At 59.0% G+C, this 17,676-nt stretch carries 13 protein-coding genes; 6 read left to right on the top strand and 7 right to left on the bottom strand.

Annotated features, from left to right (window positions below; all coding sequences use genetic code 11):
- The first annotated feature begins 62 nt into the window (after positions 1-62).
- Positions 63-758 carry an esterase gene (gene ypfH, locus FY206_RS17955; protein WP_032643527.1) on the top strand — a complete coding sequence of 232 codons (696 nt, stop codon included), beginning with the start codon at positions 63-65 and terminating at the stop codon, positions 756-758.
- A 100-nt stretch (positions 759-858) separates the two neighbouring features.
- Here the strand turns inward: ypfH and FY206_RS17950 are convergent, their stop codons facing one another.
- Genes FY206_RS17950 through FY206_RS17940 form a run of 3 tightly spaced genes read right to left on the bottom strand, consistent with a single transcriptional unit; the run spans position 859 to position 2,569 of the window.
- Entirely contained in the window at positions 859-1,056 is a 198-nt protein-coding gene (locus tag FY206_RS17950) for a YpfN family protein (protein ID WP_008501627.1), read from the bottom strand.
- Between the two features lie 24 nt (positions 1,057-1,080).
- Positions 1,081-2,208, bottom strand: a complete 1,128-nt coding sequence (gene dapE / locus FY206_RS17945) for a succinyl-diaminopimelate desuccinylase (protein WP_032643525.1) — start codon at positions 2,206-2,208, stop codon at positions 1,081-1,083.
- A 10-nt stretch (positions 2,209-2,218) separates the two neighbouring features.
- Positions 2,219-2,569, bottom strand: a complete 351-nt coding sequence (locus FY206_RS17940) for an ArsC family reductase (protein WP_032643523.1) — start codon at positions 2,567-2,569, stop codon at positions 2,219-2,221.
- Positions 2,570-2,956: 387 nt separating this feature from the next.
- Between FY206_RS17940 and ypfM the strand changes: the two genes are divergently transcribed.
- The gene (ypfM, locus tag FY206_RS17935) at positions 2,957-3,016 is read left to right on the top strand and encodes a protein YpfM (RefSeq protein ID WP_015572204.1); all 60 of its coding nucleotides are present in this window, start codon (positions 2,957-2,959) and stop codon (positions 3,014-3,016) included.
- 109 nt (positions 3,017-3,125) lie between these two features.
- Here ypfM and acrD read toward each other — a convergent pair whose 3' ends face one another.
- Positions 3,126-6,239 (bottom strand): multidrug efflux RND transporter permease AcrD, encoded by a 3,114-nt coding sequence (gene acrD, locus FY206_RS17930; RefSeq protein ID WP_032643521.1) that lies wholly within the window; start codon positions 6,237-6,239, stop codon positions 3,126-3,128.
- Between the two features lie 142 nt (positions 6,240-6,381).
- A complete protein-coding gene (narQ, locus tag FY206_RS17925) occupies positions 6,382-8,076 on the bottom strand; it encodes a nitrate/nitrite two-component system sensor histidine kinase NarQ (RefSeq protein WP_032643710.1) in 1,695 nt (564 codons plus the stop codon).
- 152 nt (positions 8,077-8,228) lie between these two features.
- Between narQ and aegA the strand changes: the two genes are divergently transcribed.
- From aegA to FY206_RS17910, 3 genes are all read left to right on the top strand, one after another.
- A complete protein-coding gene (aegA, locus tag FY206_RS17920; protein ID WP_032643519.1) occupies positions 8,229-10,205 on the top strand; it encodes a formate-dependent uric acid utilization protein AegA in 1,977 nt (658 codons plus the stop codon).
- Positions 10,206-10,271: 66 nt separating this feature from the next.
- Positions 10,272-10,865 (top strand): GDP-mannose pyrophosphatase NudK, encoded by a 594-nt coding sequence (nudK, locus tag FY206_RS17915; RefSeq protein WP_032643517.1) that lies wholly within the window; start codon positions 10,272-10,274, stop codon positions 10,863-10,865.
- A 101-nt stretch (positions 10,866-10,966) separates the two neighbouring features.
- Positions 10,967-12,010, top strand: a complete 1,044-nt coding sequence (locus FY206_RS17910) for a DUF1176 domain-containing protein (RefSeq protein ID WP_032643708.1) — start codon at positions 10,967-10,969, stop codon at positions 12,008-12,010.
- A gap of 92 nt (positions 12,011-12,102) precedes the next feature.
- Here FY206_RS17910 and tkt read toward each other — a convergent pair whose 3' ends face one another.
- On the bottom strand, positions 12,103-14,091 hold the full coding sequence (gene tkt, locus FY206_RS17905; RefSeq protein ID WP_032643515.1) for a transketolase: 1,989 nt from the start codon (positions 14,089-14,091) through the stop codon (positions 12,103-12,105).
- Between the two features lie 19 nt (positions 14,092-14,110).
- Positions 14,111-15,061, bottom strand: a complete 951-nt coding sequence (gene tal / locus FY206_RS17900) for a transaldolase (RefSeq protein ID WP_032643513.1) — start codon at positions 15,059-15,061, stop codon at positions 14,111-14,113.
- 289 nt (positions 15,062-15,350) lie between these two features.
- On the opposite strand from tal, the gene maeB reads away from it, so the two are divergent.
- A complete protein-coding gene (maeB, locus tag FY206_RS17895) occupies positions 15,351-17,630 on the top strand; it encodes an NADP-dependent oxaloacetate-decarboxylating malate dehydrogenase (protein WP_032643511.1) in 2,280 nt (759 codons plus the stop codon).
- Positions 17,631-17,676: the final 46 nt, after the last annotated feature.

Raw genomic sequence — 17,676 nt, 5'->3', positions numbered from 1 at the left:
AAGTGGCATGGTCATTCCCGCCGGGAGGCGTAGAATCCAGGTCATCTATTAAGGAGACCACCATGAAACACGACCATTTTGTAGTTCAAAGCCCTGACACACCGGCTAAACAGTTGCTGCTTCTGTTTCATGGCGTTGGCGATAATGCCGTCAATATGGGGCAGATCGGCAGCTGGTTTGCGCCCGTTTTCCCCGACGCGCTGATTGTCAGCATCGGTGGCGTAGAGCCATGCGGCCCGAACGGGCGGCAGTGGTTCTCGGTTCAGGGCGTAACGGAAGAGAACCGTCAGGCGCGCATCGACGCCATCATGCCGACGTTTATCGACGTTGTGCGCTACTGGCAGCAGCAGAGCGGCGTGGGGGCCGACGCGACCGCGCTGATTGGCTTCTCGCAGGGATCTATTATGTCTCTGGAAAGCATAAAAGCGCAGCCGGGTCTGGCTTCGCGGGTAATAGCGTTTAACGGCCGCTTTGCGACGCTGCCGACGAGCGCGACAACGCAGACCACGATCCACCTGATCCACGGCGGTGAAGACCGGGTGATTGAGCTTTCGCACGCGGTTGCCGCGCAGGAAGCGTTGATTCGCGAAGGCGGAGACGTGACGCTGGACATCGTTGACGATCTGGGCCACGCGATCGACGACCGCAGCATGCAGTTTGCGCTCGATCGTTTGCGCTATACCGTGCCAAAGCACTACTTTGATGAAGCGCTCAGCGGCGGTAAGCCGGATAACGATGATATTGTAGAGTTTATGTAGACACTTCGCCCCTCACCCCCAGCCCCTCTCCCCGCAGGGGCGAGGGGAGTCATGTACCCTCTCCCTTTGGGGAGAGGGTTAGGGTGAGGGGGGAGTACAATTACTTCTTCTGGTCCTTCTTCGGCCAGTCGTCGTCATCGTCCCACTTGTCGTTAAAATCACGGTGAGGGGGAAGATCCGGTTTGTTGGCGAGAAACTTTTTATGGTCAACGCGCTTAAGATCTTTAATCACGTTAAGCAGTACGCCGACCAGAAAAACCAGCACCAGAACCCACCAGTACTTTGAAAGCCAATCCATTCGCTATTCCTCTCAGAGCGTTCGTCAGGCGACGAGTTGCTCCATAATACGTTGATACATACGGGCCAGCAGTTGCAAATCTGCCGCATTGACACACTCATTTATTTTATGAATGGTTGCGTTGACTGGCCCCAGTTCGACAACCTGAGCCCCCATACGAGCGATAAAGCGTCCGTCTGAGGTGCCACCCGTCGTCAGCAGCTGTGGCTTAATTTCATTATAGTGCTCGATGGCGTTCACCACCGCATCCACCAGTTTGCCGCGCTGCGTCAGGAACGGCTGGCCGGAAAGCCACCAGTCCAGGCTATAGCGCAGCTCATATTTTTCCAGCAGGGCGATCACGCGGGCTTTAATCATTTCATCGGTCAGTTCGGTGCTGAAGCGGAAGTTGAACTGGACGAAGAAGTCCCCCGGGATCACGTTGTTGCTGCCGGTTCCGGCCTTGACGTTTGCAATCTGCATGCTGGTCGGCGGGAAGAACTCGTTGCCCTTATCCCACTCAATCGCCACCAGCTCGCTCAGCATCGGCGCGGCGCGATGGACCGGGTTATCGGCCAGATGCGGATAAGCAACGTGCCCCTGAACGCCGTGAATGGTGAGGTTACAGGTCAGTGAGCCACGGCGACCGTTTTTCACGACGTCGCCCACCACTTCGGTACTGGACGGCTCGCCGACCAGGCAGTAGTCCAGACGCTCGCTGCGCGCCATCAGCGCTTCAACGACCTTCACGGTACCGTTGTGCGCGCTGGCTTCTTCGTCGGAGGTGATTAAAAACGCGAGACGGTTTTTGTGGTTCGGATGCTGCGCCACGAAGCGCTCTGCCGCCACGACCATCGCCGCCAGAGAGCCTTTCATGTCTGCCGCGCCGCGGCCAAACAGCATGCCATCGCGGATGGTCGGCTCAAACGGCGGGTTAATCCAGCGATCCGCGTCACCGGCGGGAACGACGTCGGTATGCCCGGCAAAGGCCAGCGTTTCGCCCTGACCGCGCCACGCCCAGAAGTTCTGGGTATCGCCAAAATCCATGCGTTCAACGGTAAAGCCGATGGCACGCAGGCGTTCAATCATAAGCGCCTGACAACCTGCGTCGTCCGGGCTAAGGGAAGGACGGCGAATAAGCTGCTGAGTCAGCTCAATGACCGGGCATGACATAAACTACACCTCAACGAAAAAAGTCGGAATAAAGGGTTTCACTGAAACCCAGCAGCATAGGCTGCCCTGGCGCGCAGAGCAATGGGCGTTTGATAATTGCCGGCATGTCGAGCATCAGTTTGGCCGCGCTGTCGGCATCTTTGATGCTGGCGCGCAGGGATTCGTCCAGTTTACGCCAGGTGGTGCCGCGGGTGTTCAGCAGCGCTTCCCAGCCCCGCTCGCGGATAGCGCTATGCAAAAATTCTGCATCAAGCCCATCGGCACGGTAATCGTGGAAGCGGTACTCCACGCCGTTGGCCTCCAGCCAGCGGCGGGCTTTTTTGATGGTGTCGCAATTTTTAATGCCGTACATCACAACCATGATGAATCCTTTTGATGTTCTGATAATTAAATGTTCAGTAAATTCGAAGATATATCCTTAAGTGGAATATAACACATTCAGGAATTGTCTGGATTAACGGGTCTTCTTAATTCGACTCACAACTGTAAGCTGAATATTCTTTCATCATTTAAGCATAGATGTCCAACTGGTTTAAATTTCGAATAAACTCAGCAGGTAAAATAAAACTCACCCATCCGTAAGGTTATTTCAGAATATTGCTGGCCGTCACAAAAAATTGAGGTCACTCCGTTCATATTTATCATAAATCCCCGCAGGACGTGGGGTACAATCACAGCAATTGGTTAAATAGTCTTCACAACGATGGTCCGTTTTTGTAGAATGCGCATAATAATAAGAGAGGTTGTTATGATTGAACGTGAACTGGGGAACTGGAAAGATTTTATCGAAGGCATGCTTCGTAAATGACATTCAGTAAGAATTGCAAGAGCACTAAAATAAGTAAAATAACCATAGTGTGACTTAATCACACAGTAAAAAGGCGGCCGATTAAGCCGCCTTTTTTTATTTCAGCGACTTACTCTGCCCGCTCCTTTAGCGGGAAGCGGCGACGCACCAGCACAAAGAACAGCGGCACGAAGTAAATGGCCAGAATGGTTGCCGAAATCATGCCGCCCATGACGCCCGTACCGACGGCATGCTGGCTGCTGGAGCCTGCGCCGGTGCTGGTTGCCATCGGCAGTACGCCAAACACAAACGCCAGCGACGTCATCAGGATCGGACGTAAGCGCTGACGGCAGGCGTGCAGCGTGGCGGCCATCAGCTCGTGGCCTTTGGCATTCATCTCATTGGCAAACTCAACGATCAGAATGGCGTTCTTCGCCGATAGCCCAATCACGGTGAGCAGACCCACCTGGAAGTAAACATCGTTCTCCAGGCCGCGCATCCAGGTCGCCAGCAGCGCGCCGATAACCCCAAGCGGCACCACCAGCATAACCGAGAACGGAACCGACCAGCTTTCATACAATGCGGCAAGGCAGAGGAAGACCACCAGCAGAGAGAGCGCGTAAAGCGCGGGGGCCTGCGCCCCGGAGAGGCGCTCCTGGTAAGACATGGCCGTCCACTCCAGGCCAAAGCCGGCGGGCAGCTGCTGCACCAGCTTTTCCATGGTGTCCATCGCGGTACCGGTACTGACGCCCGGCGCGGCTTCCCCGACGATTTCAACCGCAGAGTAGCCGTTATAGCGCTCCAGGCGCGGCGAGCCGCTCTCCCAGCGCGAGGTGGCAAACGCGGAGAACGGCACCATGCCGCCGACATTATTTCTGACAAACCAGCGGTTTATATCATCCGGCAGCATGCGGTACGGCGCGGCGGACTGGACGTACACTTTTTTCACGCGGCCGCGATCCATAAAGTCATTCACATAGCTTGAGCCCCACGCCGTTTGCAGGGTGTCGTTGATATCGTTAATCGAGACGCCCAGCGCCTGCGCCTTGCGCTGATCGATATCCACCTGCAGCTGCGGGCTGTCGTCAAGGCCGTTATGGCGAACGCGGGTCAGGCCTGAATCTTTTCCTGCCAGCTCCAGCAGCTTGTCGCGTGCCGCCATTAGCGCCGAGTGGCCCGCGCCGGCGTGATCCTGCAGCTCCATATCGAACCCGGCGGAACTGCCCAGCCCGCTTATCGCTGGCGGGCTGCTGGCAAAGACGCGCGCTTCTTTGATGCGCGCAAAGGCTTTCGTCGCGCGTTCAATGATGGCGAACGAGGTGCCCGTGCGGGTATCGCGCTGGTCCCAGTCCTTCAGGCGGACGAACATCCGGGCGACGTTCTGCCCGTTTCCGCCCGGGCCGGAGCCGACGGTGGAGAAGACCGACACAACGTTATCTTTCTCTTGAGTGAAGAAATACTGCTCCACTTTCTGAACCACTTTCAGCGTCTGCTGCTGCGTAGCGCCGCTCGGGAGCTGCACCGAGGTGGTGAACATCCCCCGGTCTTCCATCGGCAGGAACGAGGTGGGCAGGTGCATAAACAGCCAGACCATACCGCCCAGCAGCACAACGTAAATCATCATCCAGCGCAGGCTGCGGTGCAGTACGCGGCCAACGGCAGATTCATAGCGCGCGGCGTTGCGGTTAAACATCCGGTTAAACCAGCCGAAGAACCCTTTCTGCCCGTGCTGCTCCCCTTTGTGCAGCGGCTTTAGAAGGGTGGCGCACAGCGCGGGGGTGAGGATCAGCGCCACCAGCACGGAGAGCACCATCGCCGAGACGATGGTGATTGAGAACTGGCGGTAAATCGCCCCGGTGGTGCCGCCAAAGAAGGCCATCGGGATAAAGACGGCCGACAGCACCATCGCAATCCCGACCAGCGCTCCCTGAATTTGCCCCATGGATTTGCGCGTCGCCTGGCGCGGTGAGAGCCCTTCTTCGCTCATGATGCGCTCGACGTTTTCGACCACCACGATGGCATCGTCCACCAGCAGGCCAATCGCCAGCACCATGGCAAACATTGTCAGAGTGTTAATGCTGTACCCGAACGCGTAAAGCACCGCAAAGGTCCCCAGCAGCACCACCGGGACGGCAATGGTGGGGATAAGCGTGGCGCGGAAGTTTTGCAGGAACAGGTACATGACCAGGAACACCAGGGCAATGGCTTCCAGCAGGGTCTTCACCACGTCCTCAATCGAGGCCTTAACGAAGGAGGTGGTTTCATAGGCGACTTTGTACTCCAGCCCGTGCGGGAAATACTGCGACAGTTCATCCAGACGGTCCAGCACCAGCTTCGACGTCGCCATTTCGTTTGCGCCGGAGGCCAGCTTAATCCCCAGACCGGAGGCCGGATTGCCGTTAAAGCGGCTCAGGTAGTCATATTTCTCCGCGCCCATTTCCACCGTTGCCACATCGCCCAGGCGCACTTCCGATCCATCCTGATTGACGCGCAGGGTGATATTGCGAAACTGGTCCGGCGTCTGGAGCAGGGATTGCGAATTAATGGTGGCGTTCAGGGCTTGCTTATCAACGGACGGCGTCCCCCCCAGTTGCCCTACGGCAATCTGCGCGTTCTGAGCTTTGATGGCATCCGTCACGTCGGTTGCCGTCATCTGATAACTGTTCAGCTTGTTCGGATCGAGCCAGATGCGCATGGAGTATTGTGAGCCGTAGGCGTCGATATCCCCGACGCCGTTAATGCGGCTGATGGGATCCTGAATATTACTGGCGACGTAGTCCGCAATGTCCTGTTTATCCATCGAGCCATCCGTCGAGACAAACGCGATGGTCAGTATGTTGGTATCACCGGTTTTACGCACGGTAACGCCCTGGTTCTGCACCGCCTGAGGAAGTTTGCGCATGGCCGACTGCAGCTGGTTTTGCACCTGCTGCACCGCTTCGTCCGGGTCGGTGCCTGCCTTAAAGCTCAGGGTAACCGTCGCCTGTCCCGTGGCGCTGCTTTGCGAGGACATGTACATCAGATTATCCAGACCCGTCATGTTCTGCTCGATAACCTGCGTCACGGTATTTTCCAGCGTCTGCGCAGACGCGCCGGGATAGTTTGCGGTGACGCGCACGTTCGGCGGGGCCAGGTCAGGGTATTGCTCAACGGGAAGTGAAGTAATGGCCAGGACGCCTGTCAGACACAACAGGATGGCAAGCACCCAGGCAAAAATGGGGCGATCGATGAAGAAATTCGCCATGTAAAAGTGACCTCGTTTTGCTGCACGTCATTATTGTTTATTGCCCGCCTAACTTTAGCGTTAAGGCCCAGGTCAAACGTGGAGAAATAAAGGAGATAATGTAAATTATCATGCGCTTTTCCCTGCGCATGCCCCTTTACCGTTATTTACCCGTTAACGGCGCAGGCACCGGGAACGTCACGCTGACCAGGGTGCCGCCGTTTTGCGGCTGCGAAAAGTACAGCATTCCTCCAAGGCGTTGCGCGCGTTCGCGCATAATATTAAGCCCGTAGTGGCCCGGCGGTTCGCTGGCCTCGCCAATCCCGATGCCGTTGTCGCGAATGCTGACGCTGTGCGTACCGTCCGCTGCGGTGACGCAGCTGACGGTGATCTCGCTGGCCTGCGCGTGCTTAATGGCGTTCAACACGCCCTCACGTACGATCTGCAGCAAATGCACCTGCTTTTGCGCATCGAGCGCCAGGGAGGAGAGGCGGCAGTCGAGATGAAGCTTAGCCTGCGTCTGGCTCTGCAGCACGTCGAGGGATTCCTGCAGCGCCGCGGGTAGGTTCGCGTGGTTTAGCGTCAGGCGGAAGGTGGTGAGCAGCTCGCGCAGCTGCTGCCAGGCATTGTTCAGCTCGCGGGAGAAGTCGGCGATGATGGTCTGCGCCGGACTATTTTCCTCCGGCACGGCGCGCTTGAGCAGGGCAAGCTGGATGCGCAAATACGACAGCACCTGCGCCAGCGAATCGTGCAGCTCGCGGGCGATGGTGGCGCGCTCTTCCATTAAGAGCAGCTGCTGGTAATGCTTTTGCGCCTGGTTAAAGTACAGCCCGCGCCCGAGCATGGTCGCCACGCTTCGCATCAGCGGGAGGGGGACGCTGTCCGCCTCGCTCTGCCAGCGCAGCTCGCCGTAGAGCGTGTCCTGCATCAGTACCGGCAGGTTTTGCAGCGGGATGTGGTCCGACGCAGTCCCTTCACACACTCGCCAGTCGTCGCTGGTGCGCAATTCCAGATAACTCATCTGCGTATAGTCATGGACAATCTGCAGGATATGCCGGAAGCAGTGGCTGTCTATCTGGCCGGTATTCAGCGCCTGAGAGCATTTGAACAGCATGTCGAGCTGCTGGTGGGCCTCATGCAAATGGCGCGTCTTTTCCGCGACCGAGGCTTCGAGCGAACGGTAAAGCGTCGCCAGCTCGGCGGACATGTGGTTGAAGGCGCGCGAAAGCTGGCCCAGCTCGTTCGGCAGGGCGCTATCCGGCGCAGGGGTGGCAAAATCTCCTCGCTCAATGCGCTCGCTGGCCGCTACCAGGTTATTCAGCGGGAGCACCACCTGACGACGGATGCGTCGCAGGGTAAACAGCGTCAGCAGCAGGATCCCGAGCGCGCCCGCCAGAGAGAGGAGGGTCACCGTCTGGATTTTATGTTCGGTGTAGTGCTGCAGGGCGAGCACAAAGGCGTCGATGCGGCTGACAAAATCTTCAATGTGATCGTCATACCACGCGCTGTCGCCGCGGGCGATGCGCGTATCCATCTCCTGCCAGGCCACGTGCAGCTGCTGGTAGCGCGCCTTAACATTGTCCGGGACGTACCAGCGGTCCAGCTTCTGCAGGGCAGGCGCGCCGAGCGTCTGTTGCCAGCTCTCGCGATGCGCGGCAAGGGAAGGGCTGTTGCGCTGCATCTCGTAGCCCAGACGATAGCTCTGCATACGCAGCGAACCCGCGATATTAATGGCTTCGGCGTCACGCTGGCTGCTGGCAAGCGTCAGCAGCGCGACGGTGCTGGTCAGCACGGATAAGGCAATAATCGAAAAGAAAGCCCAGGCAAGGCTTCCGGAAACGGGGCGTTTAACGGTCACAGAACGGCTCTCTGAATAAAATTGATCTGCCACAGGTTCACTGGAAATAATTGGGCGTTCCGGGCGGTTGAACATTGCCCGATCGCGCAGTGATGCGTAAATACCATACTCTTATAAAGAAAAAGGTTATTGAACCAAAAACAGGTGTGGTTATGAATCGTTTTATTATGGCTAATAGCCAGCAGTGCATTGGGTGTCGCGCCTGCGAAGTGGCCTGCGTAATGGCGCACAACGATGGGCAGCACGTCCTGAGCGAGCGCCATTTTCACCCCCGTATCACGGTCCTGAGTGCCGGCGAGAAGCGCAGCCCCGTCACCTGTCACCACTGCGAAAATGCCCCCTGCGCGCAAAGCTGCCCGAACGGCGCCATCAGCAAATGCGATGACAGCGTACAGGTGAATCAACAAAAATGCATTGGCTGTAAGGCCTGCGCGGTGGCCTGCCCGTTCGGCACGCTGGAGATTATCGTCACCCCGCTCGACAACGGCGGCGTGAAGGCCTCGGCGAATAAATGCGATCTCTGTCTGATGCGGGCACAGGGCCCGGCCTGTATTGAAAATTGCCCGGCAGATGTCCTCTCACTGGCGACGCCCGCTGCCCTTGATAATCTGGCCAAATCGCGCCGACAGCGCGCGGCCAGCCGGGAGGCGCAGCCCTGGCATGCGGAGGCCGTCAGAGAAGACGCGTCCCGCAGCAAACGGCAGCGGATGCAGGCGACGCCGCCACGCGGCGAGCCCGACAAACGCCCTGCCGCAGAGCGCGTGGGCCATTTTAACGAAATCTACCTGCCGTTCCGGGACGAGCAGGCCGCCCGCGAGGCGTCGCGCTGCCTGAAATGCGGAGAGCACAGCATCTGCGAATGGACCTGCCCGCTGCACAACCACATCCCGCAGTGGATTGCGCGCCTCAACGCGGGGGATATCACCGGCGCGGTTGCGCTTTCACACCAGACCAACTGTTTACCTGAAATTACCGGCCGCGTCTGTCCGCAGGACCGATTATGCGAGGGCGCCTGCACAATACGTGATGTGGCGGGATCTGTAACCATCGGCAACATCGAGCGCTATATCGCCGATCGGGCCCTGGCGACGGGCTGGCGGCCGGATATGTCCGCCGTTACGCCGACAGAGAAACGCGTCGCGATCGTCGGCGCGGGGCCGGCCGGGCTGGCGTGCGCCGACGTGCTGGTGCGCAGCGGCGTGAGCGTGACGGTCTATGACCGGCATCCGGAAATTGGCGGATTGCTGACCTTTGGCATCCCGGCATTCAAGCTGGATAAATCGCTGCTCGCGCGGCGCAGGGAGATATTTACCGGGATGGGAATCCGCTTCGAGCTGAACTGCGAGGTGGGCCAGGACGTGTCGATGTCGCAGTTAACGCACGATTACGATGCCCTGTTCATCGGCGTGGGAACCTACCGCTCGATGAAGGCGGGTATCCCATATGAAGACGCGCCCGGGGTCTATGACGCGCTGCCTTTCCTGGTCGGCAACACGCGGCATGTGATGGGGCTGGAGGAGACGGCCAGCGAACCGTTCATCGACACCCGTGGCTTAAACGTGGTGGTGCTCGGCGGGGGCGATACCGCGATGGACTGCGTTCGCACCGCGTTACGCCACGGCGCGGCGAAGGTGACCTGCGCCTATCGTCGGGACGAGGCCAACATGCCGGGCTCGAAGAAAGAGGTGAAGAACGCCAGAGAAGAGGGCGCGGCGTTTGAATTTAACGTCCAGCCGGTTGAGGTGACGCGGGATCCGAACGGAAAGGCCAACGGTATCCGGATGCTGCGCACCGAGCTCGGCGAGCCGGATGCGCAGGGGCGGCGTCGGCCCGTTCCCGTCGCGGGGAGCGAGTTTGTGATGGCGGCGGATGCGGTCATCATGGCGTTTGGTTTTAACCCGCACGCAATGCCGTGGCTGCAGGCGCAGGGTGTCGAAACGGATGACCGGGGGCGGATCGTTGCTTCGGTCGAGAGCCGCTACCGTTACCAGACGACCAACCCTAAAATCTTCGCCGGCGGCGATGCGGTACGCGGGGCGGATCTGGTGGTGACCGCGATGGCGGAAGGGCGTCATGCGGCGCAAGGCATACTCGACTGGCTGGGGGTTAACGCAGCGAAACATCATTAAACCGGCGGGCGACAAAGCGGGATTCACGGCGTAGTATAGAGCGACTCATTGTGTCGTGGAGCCCGTATGACCCTGAAAATTGACGTTATCAAAGACAAAATTCTTTCTGAAAACTACTTTGTCCTGCGTAACATCACCTACGATCTTACGCGTAATAACGGTGAAGTGATCCGCCACAGGCGCGAGGTCTACGATCGCGGTAACGGGGCAACGATTCTGCTCTATAACCGTGAAAAGCAGAGCGTGGTGCTGATCCGCCAGTTCAGGGTGGCGACATGGGTTAACGGCAATCCTGACGGACGTCTGATTGAAACCTGCGCGGGCCTGCTCGATGACGATGAGCCGGAAGTCTGCATCCGCAAAGAGGCCGTGGAAGAAACCGGCTTCGAAGTGGGCGAGGTCAAAAAGGTCTTCGAGCTGTTTATGTCTCCGGGCGGCGTGACGGAAATTGTGCATTTCTTCATTGCGGAATACAGCGACGCGCAGCGCACTCACCGGGGCGGTGGCGTAGAGGATGAAGATATCGAAGTGCTGGAGCTCCCCTTTACCCGCGCGCTGGAGATGGTGCGTTCAGGTGAAATCAGGGACGGTAAAGCGGTGATATTACTGCAGTATTTACAGACGACCGGGCTGATGGATGCCACTTTCGAACGGATATAGCCTGTTTTTCGGGTATATCTGATAAATCCGATTGAGCAACCCCGGCGGGAACACGAAGATACTGCCCAGTTATGCGTTTTCGTTCCGGGATTGTGTCATTCATGCGCTACAGCGTCTTTTTATTTTCCCTGCTTTGGGTGTTCCTCGCGCCTCAGGTACGGGCTGCACCGGCCCAGCAAGCCTTCTCTGACTGGCAGGTGACCTGCAATAACCAGAACTTTTGCCTTGCCCGCAACACCGGCGAGCACCGAGGTCTGGTTATGACGCTCACCCGCAGCGCCGGGGCGAAAACGGATGCCACGCTGCGTATCGATCTCGGCGGTCTTGATACGCCCTCGGTCAAAGAGCCGGAGACTGCCCCCCGGCTGCTGCTGGATAACGTTCCTCTGAAGTTGGACAAACAGCGCTGGCAGCTCACGCCCTGGCATCTGAAAACGGACGATGCGGCCACCATCACCGCCTTTCTGAAAAATATTCAGGAAGGGAAGGCCCTGACCCTGCGCGGCGGCAAGCAGGTGATTTCACTGAGCGGGCTTAAGGCCGCGCTGCTGTTTATTGATGCCCAGCAAAAGCGCGTCGGCAGCGAAACCGCGTGGATCAGGAAAGGGGACGATCCGCCGTTAAGCGTTCCGCCTGCACCCGCCCTGAAAAAGGTGGCGGTCGTAAACCCTACCCCAACGCCGCTTTCCCACGCCGAACTGAACGACCTGCTGGACTACGGTACCGGGCGGATGAACAGCAGCCAGTGCTCGCTGGATCCTAACCGCCGGGAGGTACGCGTCACCGCGTTAACCGATGACAAGGCGCTGCTGATCGTAAGCTGCGAGGCCGGGGCCTATAACACGGTCGATCTGGCGTGGCTGGTATCCCGTAAAAAACCGTTCACCGCGCGCAGCGTCAGGCTGCGGCTGCCGTTTACGCCGTCAAGCGGCGAGAGCGAAATGGAGTTGATGAATGCCAGCTTCGATGAAAAGACGCGCGAGCTGACCACGCTCGCGCTGGGGCGTGGTATCGGCGATTGCGGGATCCAGACGCGCTGGCGTTTTGATGGCCAGCGCTTCCGCCTGGTGCGTTATGCCGAGGAGCCGAGCTGCGACAGCTGGAACGGGCCAGATGCCTGGCCTACGCTTTGGATCACGCGGTAGCTTTTTGCCGGGTGGCGGCTGCGTCTTACCCGGCCTACGTTTCGGACCTTGTAGGCCCGGTAAGCGCAGCGCCACCGGGCACGCAGGCCGCGCTACAGCACGCTCAGCGCCTTCTCAACCACGTTCTCAACGGTAAAGCCGAAGTACGGGAACAGCTTGTCGGCCGGGGCGGACTCACCGTAGCCCCGCATGCCCACAATCGCCCCTTTCAGACCCACATATTTGTACCAGTAGTCGGCGATACCGGCTTCCACCGCCACGCGCGCCGCGACGCTGGACGGCAGGACCGATTCGCGGTACGCCTCGTCCTGGGCGTCAAAAATATCCGTTGAGGGCAGGGACACCACGCGCACCGCGTGGCCTTCGGCGGTCAGTTTCTCCGCCGCTTTCACCGTGATTTCCACCTCGGACCCGGTCGCAATCAGGATCACGTCCGGCTTGCCGCCGCTGTCCTTCAGGATGTAGCCGCCGCGGGCGATGTTTTTCACCTGCTCCGGCGTGCGCTCAATCTGCGCCAGGTTCTGGCGTGACAGGATCAGCGCCGTCGGGCCATTGTGGCGTTCCACCGCCAGCTTCCAGCCCACCGCCGCTTCGACCTGATCGCACGGACGCCAGGTGCTGAAGTTTGGCGTCAAGCGCAGGCTCGCCAGCTGTTCCACCGCCTGGTGCGTTGGACCATCTTCCCCCAGCCCGATAGAGTCGTGGGTGTAGACCATGATCTGCCGGGCCTTCATCAGCGCCGCCATGCGCGCCGCGTTACGGGCGTACTCAACGAACATCAGGAAGGTGGCGGTGTAGGGCACGAAGCCGCCGTGGTGGGCGATGCCGTTGGCGATGGCGGTCATCCCGAACTCGCGCACGCCGTAGTGGATGTAGTTCCCGGCAATGTCCTCTTTGAGCGATTTCGAGCCGGACCAGATGGTCAGGTTACTGGGCGCCAGGTCCGCCGAGCCGCCGAGCAGTTCGGGCAGGATAGGGCCGATGGCGTTCAGAGTATTTTGCGACGCCTTACGGGTGGCGATTTTCGCCGGGTTGGACTGCAGGTTTTCAATCAGCGCCTGGGTTTTATCGTCCCAGTCTTCCGGCAGCCCGCCGCTCATGCGGCGGGAAAACTCGGCGGCGAGATCCGGGTGCGCTTTTTTGTAGGCGGCAAACTTCTCGTTCCAGGCGTGCTGGGCTTTCTCACCGTCTTCGCGGGCATCCCAGGCCCTGTAGATCTCTTTCGGGATCTCAAACGGCGGGTATTTCCATCCCAGCTTCTGCCGGGTCAGCGCCACTTCTTCGTCACCCAGCGCCGCGCCGTGCGCCTCCTCTTTGCCCGCCTTGTTCGGCGAGCCGAAGCCGATAACCGTGCGGCAGATAATCAGGGACGGTTTGTCCTTCACGCTCTGCGCTTCCTGAATCGCTTTTTTCACCGCCTCCGGATCGTGGCCGTCGATCTCGTGCACCACGTGCCAGTGGTAGGCCTCGAAGCGTTTTGCCGTGTCGTCGGTAAACCAGCCTTCGGTCTCCCCGTCGATGGAGATGCCGTTGCGATCGTAGAAGCCAATCAGCTTGCCCAGCCCCAGCGTTCCCGCCAGAGAGCAAACCTCGTGGGAGATCCCCTCCATCAGACAGCCGTCACCCATAAACACGTAGGTGTAGTGATCGACAATCTCGTGGTCCGGCTGGTTAAACTGCGCCGCCAGCGTGCGCTCAGCTATCGCCAGCCCGACCGCATTGGCGAGCCCCTGACCCAGCGGCCCGGTGGTGGTTTCTACGCCCGGCGTATAGCCAATTTCCGGGTGGCCCGGCGTTTTGGAGTGCAGCTGGCGGAAGTTTTTCAGCTCCTCAAGCGGCAGGTCGTAGCCGGACAGGTGCAGCAGGCTGTAGAGCAGCATGGAGGCGTGACCGTTGGAGAGAATAAAGCGGTCGCGATCGTACCAGGTTGGGTCATTGGGGTTGTGCTTGAGAAAGTCGTTCCACAGCACTTCGGCAATATCCGCCATGCCCATCGGCGCGCCGGGGTGGCCGGAATTGGCTTTCTGCACGGCATCCATGCTGAGGGCGCGAATGGCATTGGCTAGCTCTTTACGGGACATAGTTCACTCCGTGGCAAGGTTAAAGTTTGGCGGCGAGAAGGTCTTCAAGTTTTCGCTGGTCGACGGCGAACAGGCGGATGCCTTCCGCCAGTTTATCCACGGCCATCGCGTCCTGATTGTGCTCCCAGCGGAACTCGGCTTCGGTCATGGCTTTCGGTTTTGGCAGCACGTTGGAGGTCGGCACCAGCTTGCGGATCACCGTCTCTTCTTTGTCCTGTAACGCCTGAAGCAGGTTAGGGGAGATGGTCAGGCGGTCGCAGCCTGCCAGGGCGAGGATCTGCTCGGTACGGCGGAAGCTGGCTCCCATCACGATGGTTTCGTAGCGGTGCTGCTTGTAGTAATCGTAGATATTGCGGACCGACTTCACGCCCGGATCTTCCTCCACCACGTACGGATCCATCGGCTGTTTTGCCTGGTACCAGTCGTAGATGCGCCCGACAAACGGCGAGACGAGAAACACGCCCGCTTCGGCGCAGGCGCGCGCTTGGGCAAACGAGAACAGCAGCGTCAGGTTGCAGTGGATCCCCTCTTTCTCCAGCACCTCTGCCGCCCGAATGCCTTCCCACGTCGACGCGAGTTTGATCAGAATGCGTGATTTATCGATCCCCTGATCCTGGTAGAGCTCTACCAGACGACGCGCCTTGTTAATGCTCTTTTCTTTATCGAACGAGAGGCGGGCGTCGACTTCGGTCGAGACGCGTCCCGGAATGCTTTTAAGAATTTCCGCACCAAAATTAACCGCCAGCTTGTCGCTGGCTTCGGCCACCTGCTGCTCCTGCGTTTTCCCGCGCTGTTTACCGTAGGCAATGGCGTCATCAATCAGATGGCTAAAATGGTCAAGCCCTGCTGCCTTGAGCAGCAGCGAAGGGTTAGTGGTCGCATCCTCCGGCTGATAGTGACGAATCGACTCGATATCGCCGCTGTCTGCCACCACGGTGGTGAATTGTTTGATGCCGTCTAGCTGGTTCATAAATGATTACTCCTTGGAAATAAAGGCGTTATCTGAGTGCGTTAGTTCACACTTCTGGGAAAATCATGATGGACTTAACAAAAAAGCATAGCAGACGGGGGAGGCATTGCTTTTGAGACGGGTAACATGGCTGTTATAAATTGATAACAATTTTTAATGTGTGATGGTGAGAGTTTGGCAGCCTTCAAAGTTTAGGAGGCGGCCTGCGGCGATACTAGGCGGCACACCAGGGTGTGCATCAGGATCGCTTACGTCACCCTTTTGACCGATACGTGAAAGGAAAAATAAGATGGATGAGCAGTTGAAACAGAGTGCCCTCGATTTTCACGAGTTCCCCGTTCCGGGCAAAATCCAGGTTTCCCCAACCAAGCCGCTGGCCACCCAGCGCGACCTGGCGCTGGCCTACTCGCCGGGCGTGGCGGCCCCGTGTCTGGAAATCGAAAAAGATCCGCTGGCGGCCTACAAATACACCGCGCGCGGCAACCTTGTTGCGGTGATCTCTAACGGCACGGCGGTGCTGGGGCTGGGCAACATCGGCGCGCTGGCCGGTAAGCCGGTGATGGAAGGGAAGGGGGTACTGTTCAAGAAATTCGCCGGTATCGACGTGTTTGACATCGAGGTGGACGAACTCGATCCTGACAAATTCATCAACGTGGTGGCCGCGCTGGAGCCGACCTTCGGCGGGATCAACCTGGAAGATATCAAAGCGCCGGAATGTTTCTATATCGAGCAGAAGCTGCGCGAGCGTATGAACATTCCCGTGTTCCATGACGACCAGCACGGGACCGCGATTATCAGCACCGCTGCGATTCTGAACGGCCTGCGCGTGGTGGAGAAAAATCTCTCCGACGTGCGCATGGTGGTTTCTGGCGCAGGCGCCGCGGCTATCGCCTGTATGAACCTGCTGGTGGCGCTGGGGATGCAGAAACACAACATTGTGGTCTGCGACTCTAAGGGCGTTATCTATAAAGACCGCGAGCCGAACATGGCGGAAACCAAAGCGGCGTATGCGGTGGAAGATGACGGCAAGCGCACGCTTGAGGACGTGATCGAGGGTGCGGATATCTTCCTCGGCTGCTCGGGTCCGAAAGTGCTGACCCAGGAGATGGTGAAGAAGATGGCGCGCGCGCCGATGATCCTGGCCCTGGCGAACCCGGAACCTGAAATCCTGCCGCCGCTGGCGAAAGCGGTGCGTGAAGACGCCATTATCTGTACCGGCCGTTCCGACTACCCGAACCAGGTCAACAACGTGCTCTGCTTCCCGTTCATCTTCCGCGGCGCGCTGGACGTCGGCGCCACGGCAATCAACGAAGAGATGAAGCTTGCCGCCGTGCACGCCATCGCGGAGCTGGCGCACGCCGAGCAGAGCGAAGTGGTTGCCTCCGCCTACGGCGATCAGGATCTGAGCTTTGGCCCGGACTACATCATTCCAAAACCGTTCGACCCGCGTCTGATCGTGAAGATCGCGCCAGCGGTAGCCAAAGCGGCGATGGACTCCGGCGTGGCGACGCGTCCGATTCAGGATTTTGACGCCTACGTCGATAAGCTCACCGAGTTCGTCTACAAAACCAACCTGTTCATGAAGCCGATCTTCTCCCAGGCGCGCGCCGACGCGAAGCGCGTGGTGCTGGCGGAAGGGGAAGAGGCGCGCGTGCTGCACGCTACCCAGGAGCTGATCACCTTAGGCCTGGCGAAGCCGATCCTGATTGGTCGTCCGAGCGTGATCGAGATGCGTATCCAGAAGCTGGGCCTGCAGATCAAGCCGGGCGTTGACTTCGAGATCGTCAACAACGAATCCGATCCGCGCTTCAAGGAGTACTGGAGCGAATACTACGCGATCATGAAGCGTCGGGGGATCACCCAGGAGCAGGCGCAGAAAGCGGTCATCAGCAACACCACGGTGATCGGCGCGATCATGGTGCATCGCGGCGAGGCGGATGCGCTGATCTGCGGCACTATCGGCGATTATCACGAGCACTTCAGCGTGGTGCAGGAGATCTTCGGCTATCGCGACGGCGTGCACACCGCCGGGGCGATGAACGCCCTGCTGCTGCCAAGCGGCAACACCTTTATCGCCGATACCTACGTTAACGACGATCCCTCCCCGGACGAGCTGGCGGAGATCACCGTGATGGCGGCAGAAACCGTGCGCCGCTTTGGGATTGAGCCGAAGGTGGCGCTGCTGTCGCACTCCAACTTTGGTTCGTCTAAATCCGCGGCGGCCTGCAAAATGCGCCAGACGCTTGAGCTGGTGCGCGAGCGTGCGCCGGAGCTGATGATTGACGGGGAAATGCACGGCGATGCCGCGCTGGTCGAGAGCATCCGTAACGAACGTATGCCGGACAGCCCGCTGAAGGGGTCAGCGAACATTCTGATTATGCCGAACGTGGAAGCGGCGCGTATCAGCTATAACCTGCTGCGCGTCTCCAGCTCAGAAGGGGTGACCGTGGGGCCGGTGCTGATGGGCGTGGCGAAACCGGTGCATGTGTTAACGCCGATTGCCTCCGTGCGCCGCATCGTGAATATGGTGGCGCTGGCGGTGGTAGAGGCGCAGACGCAGCCGCTGTAATTTTTACCCTCACCCTAACCCTCTCCCAAAGGGAGAGGGGATTAAT

The organism is Enterobacter chengduensis (assembly GCF_001984825.2).
Lineage (GTDB): Bacteria > Pseudomonadota > Gammaproteobacteria > Enterobacterales > Enterobacteriaceae > Enterobacter > Enterobacter chengduensis.
The sequence above is the reverse complement of the archived record's forward strand: the minus strand, read 5'-3'. Positions and strand labels throughout refer to the sequence as shown.

What these genes read in the sequence shown, in the direction of transcription:
- ypfH (WP_032643527.1), top strand. Translation starts at nt 63, where the DNA reads ATGAAACACGACCATTTTGTAGTTCAAAGCCCTGACACACCGGCTAAA.
- FY206_RS17950 (WP_008501627.1), bottom strand. Translation starts at nt 1,056, where the DNA reads ATGGATTGGCTTTCAAAGTACTGGTGGGTTCTGGTGCTGGTTTTTCTG.
- dapE (WP_032643525.1), bottom strand. Translation starts at nt 2,208, where the DNA reads ATGTCATGCCCGGTCATTGAGCTGACTCAGCAGCTTATTCGCCGTCCT.
- FY206_RS17940 (WP_032643523.1), bottom strand. Translation starts at nt 2,569, where the DNA reads ATGGTTGTGATGTACGGCATTAAAAATTGCGACACCATCAAAAAAGCC.
- acrD (WP_032643521.1), bottom strand. Translation starts at nt 6,239, where the DNA reads ATGGCGAATTTCTTCATCGATCGCCCCATTTTTGCCTGGGTGCTTGCC.
- aegA (WP_032643519.1), top strand. Translation starts at nt 8,229, where the DNA reads ATGAATCGTTTTATTATGGCTAATAGCCAGCAGTGCATTGGGTGTCGC.
- nudK (WP_032643517.1), top strand. Translation starts at nt 10,272, where the DNA reads ATGACCCTGAAAATTGACGTTATCAAAGACAAAATTCTTTCTGAAAAC.
- FY206_RS17910 (WP_032643708.1), top strand. Translation starts at nt 10,967, where the DNA reads ATGCGCTACAGCGTCTTTTTATTTTCCCTGCTTTGGGTGTTCCTCGCG.
- tkt (WP_032643515.1), bottom strand. Translation starts at nt 14,091, where the DNA reads ATGTCCCGTAAAGAGCTAGCCAATGCCATTCGCGCCCTCAGCATGGAT.
- tal (WP_032643513.1), bottom strand. Translation starts at nt 15,061, where the DNA reads ATGAACCAGCTAGACGGCATCAAACAATTCACCACCGTGGTGGCAGAC.
- maeB (WP_032643511.1), top strand. Translation starts at nt 15,351, where the DNA reads ATGGATGAGCAGTTGAAACAGAGTGCCCTCGATTTTCACGAGTTCCCC.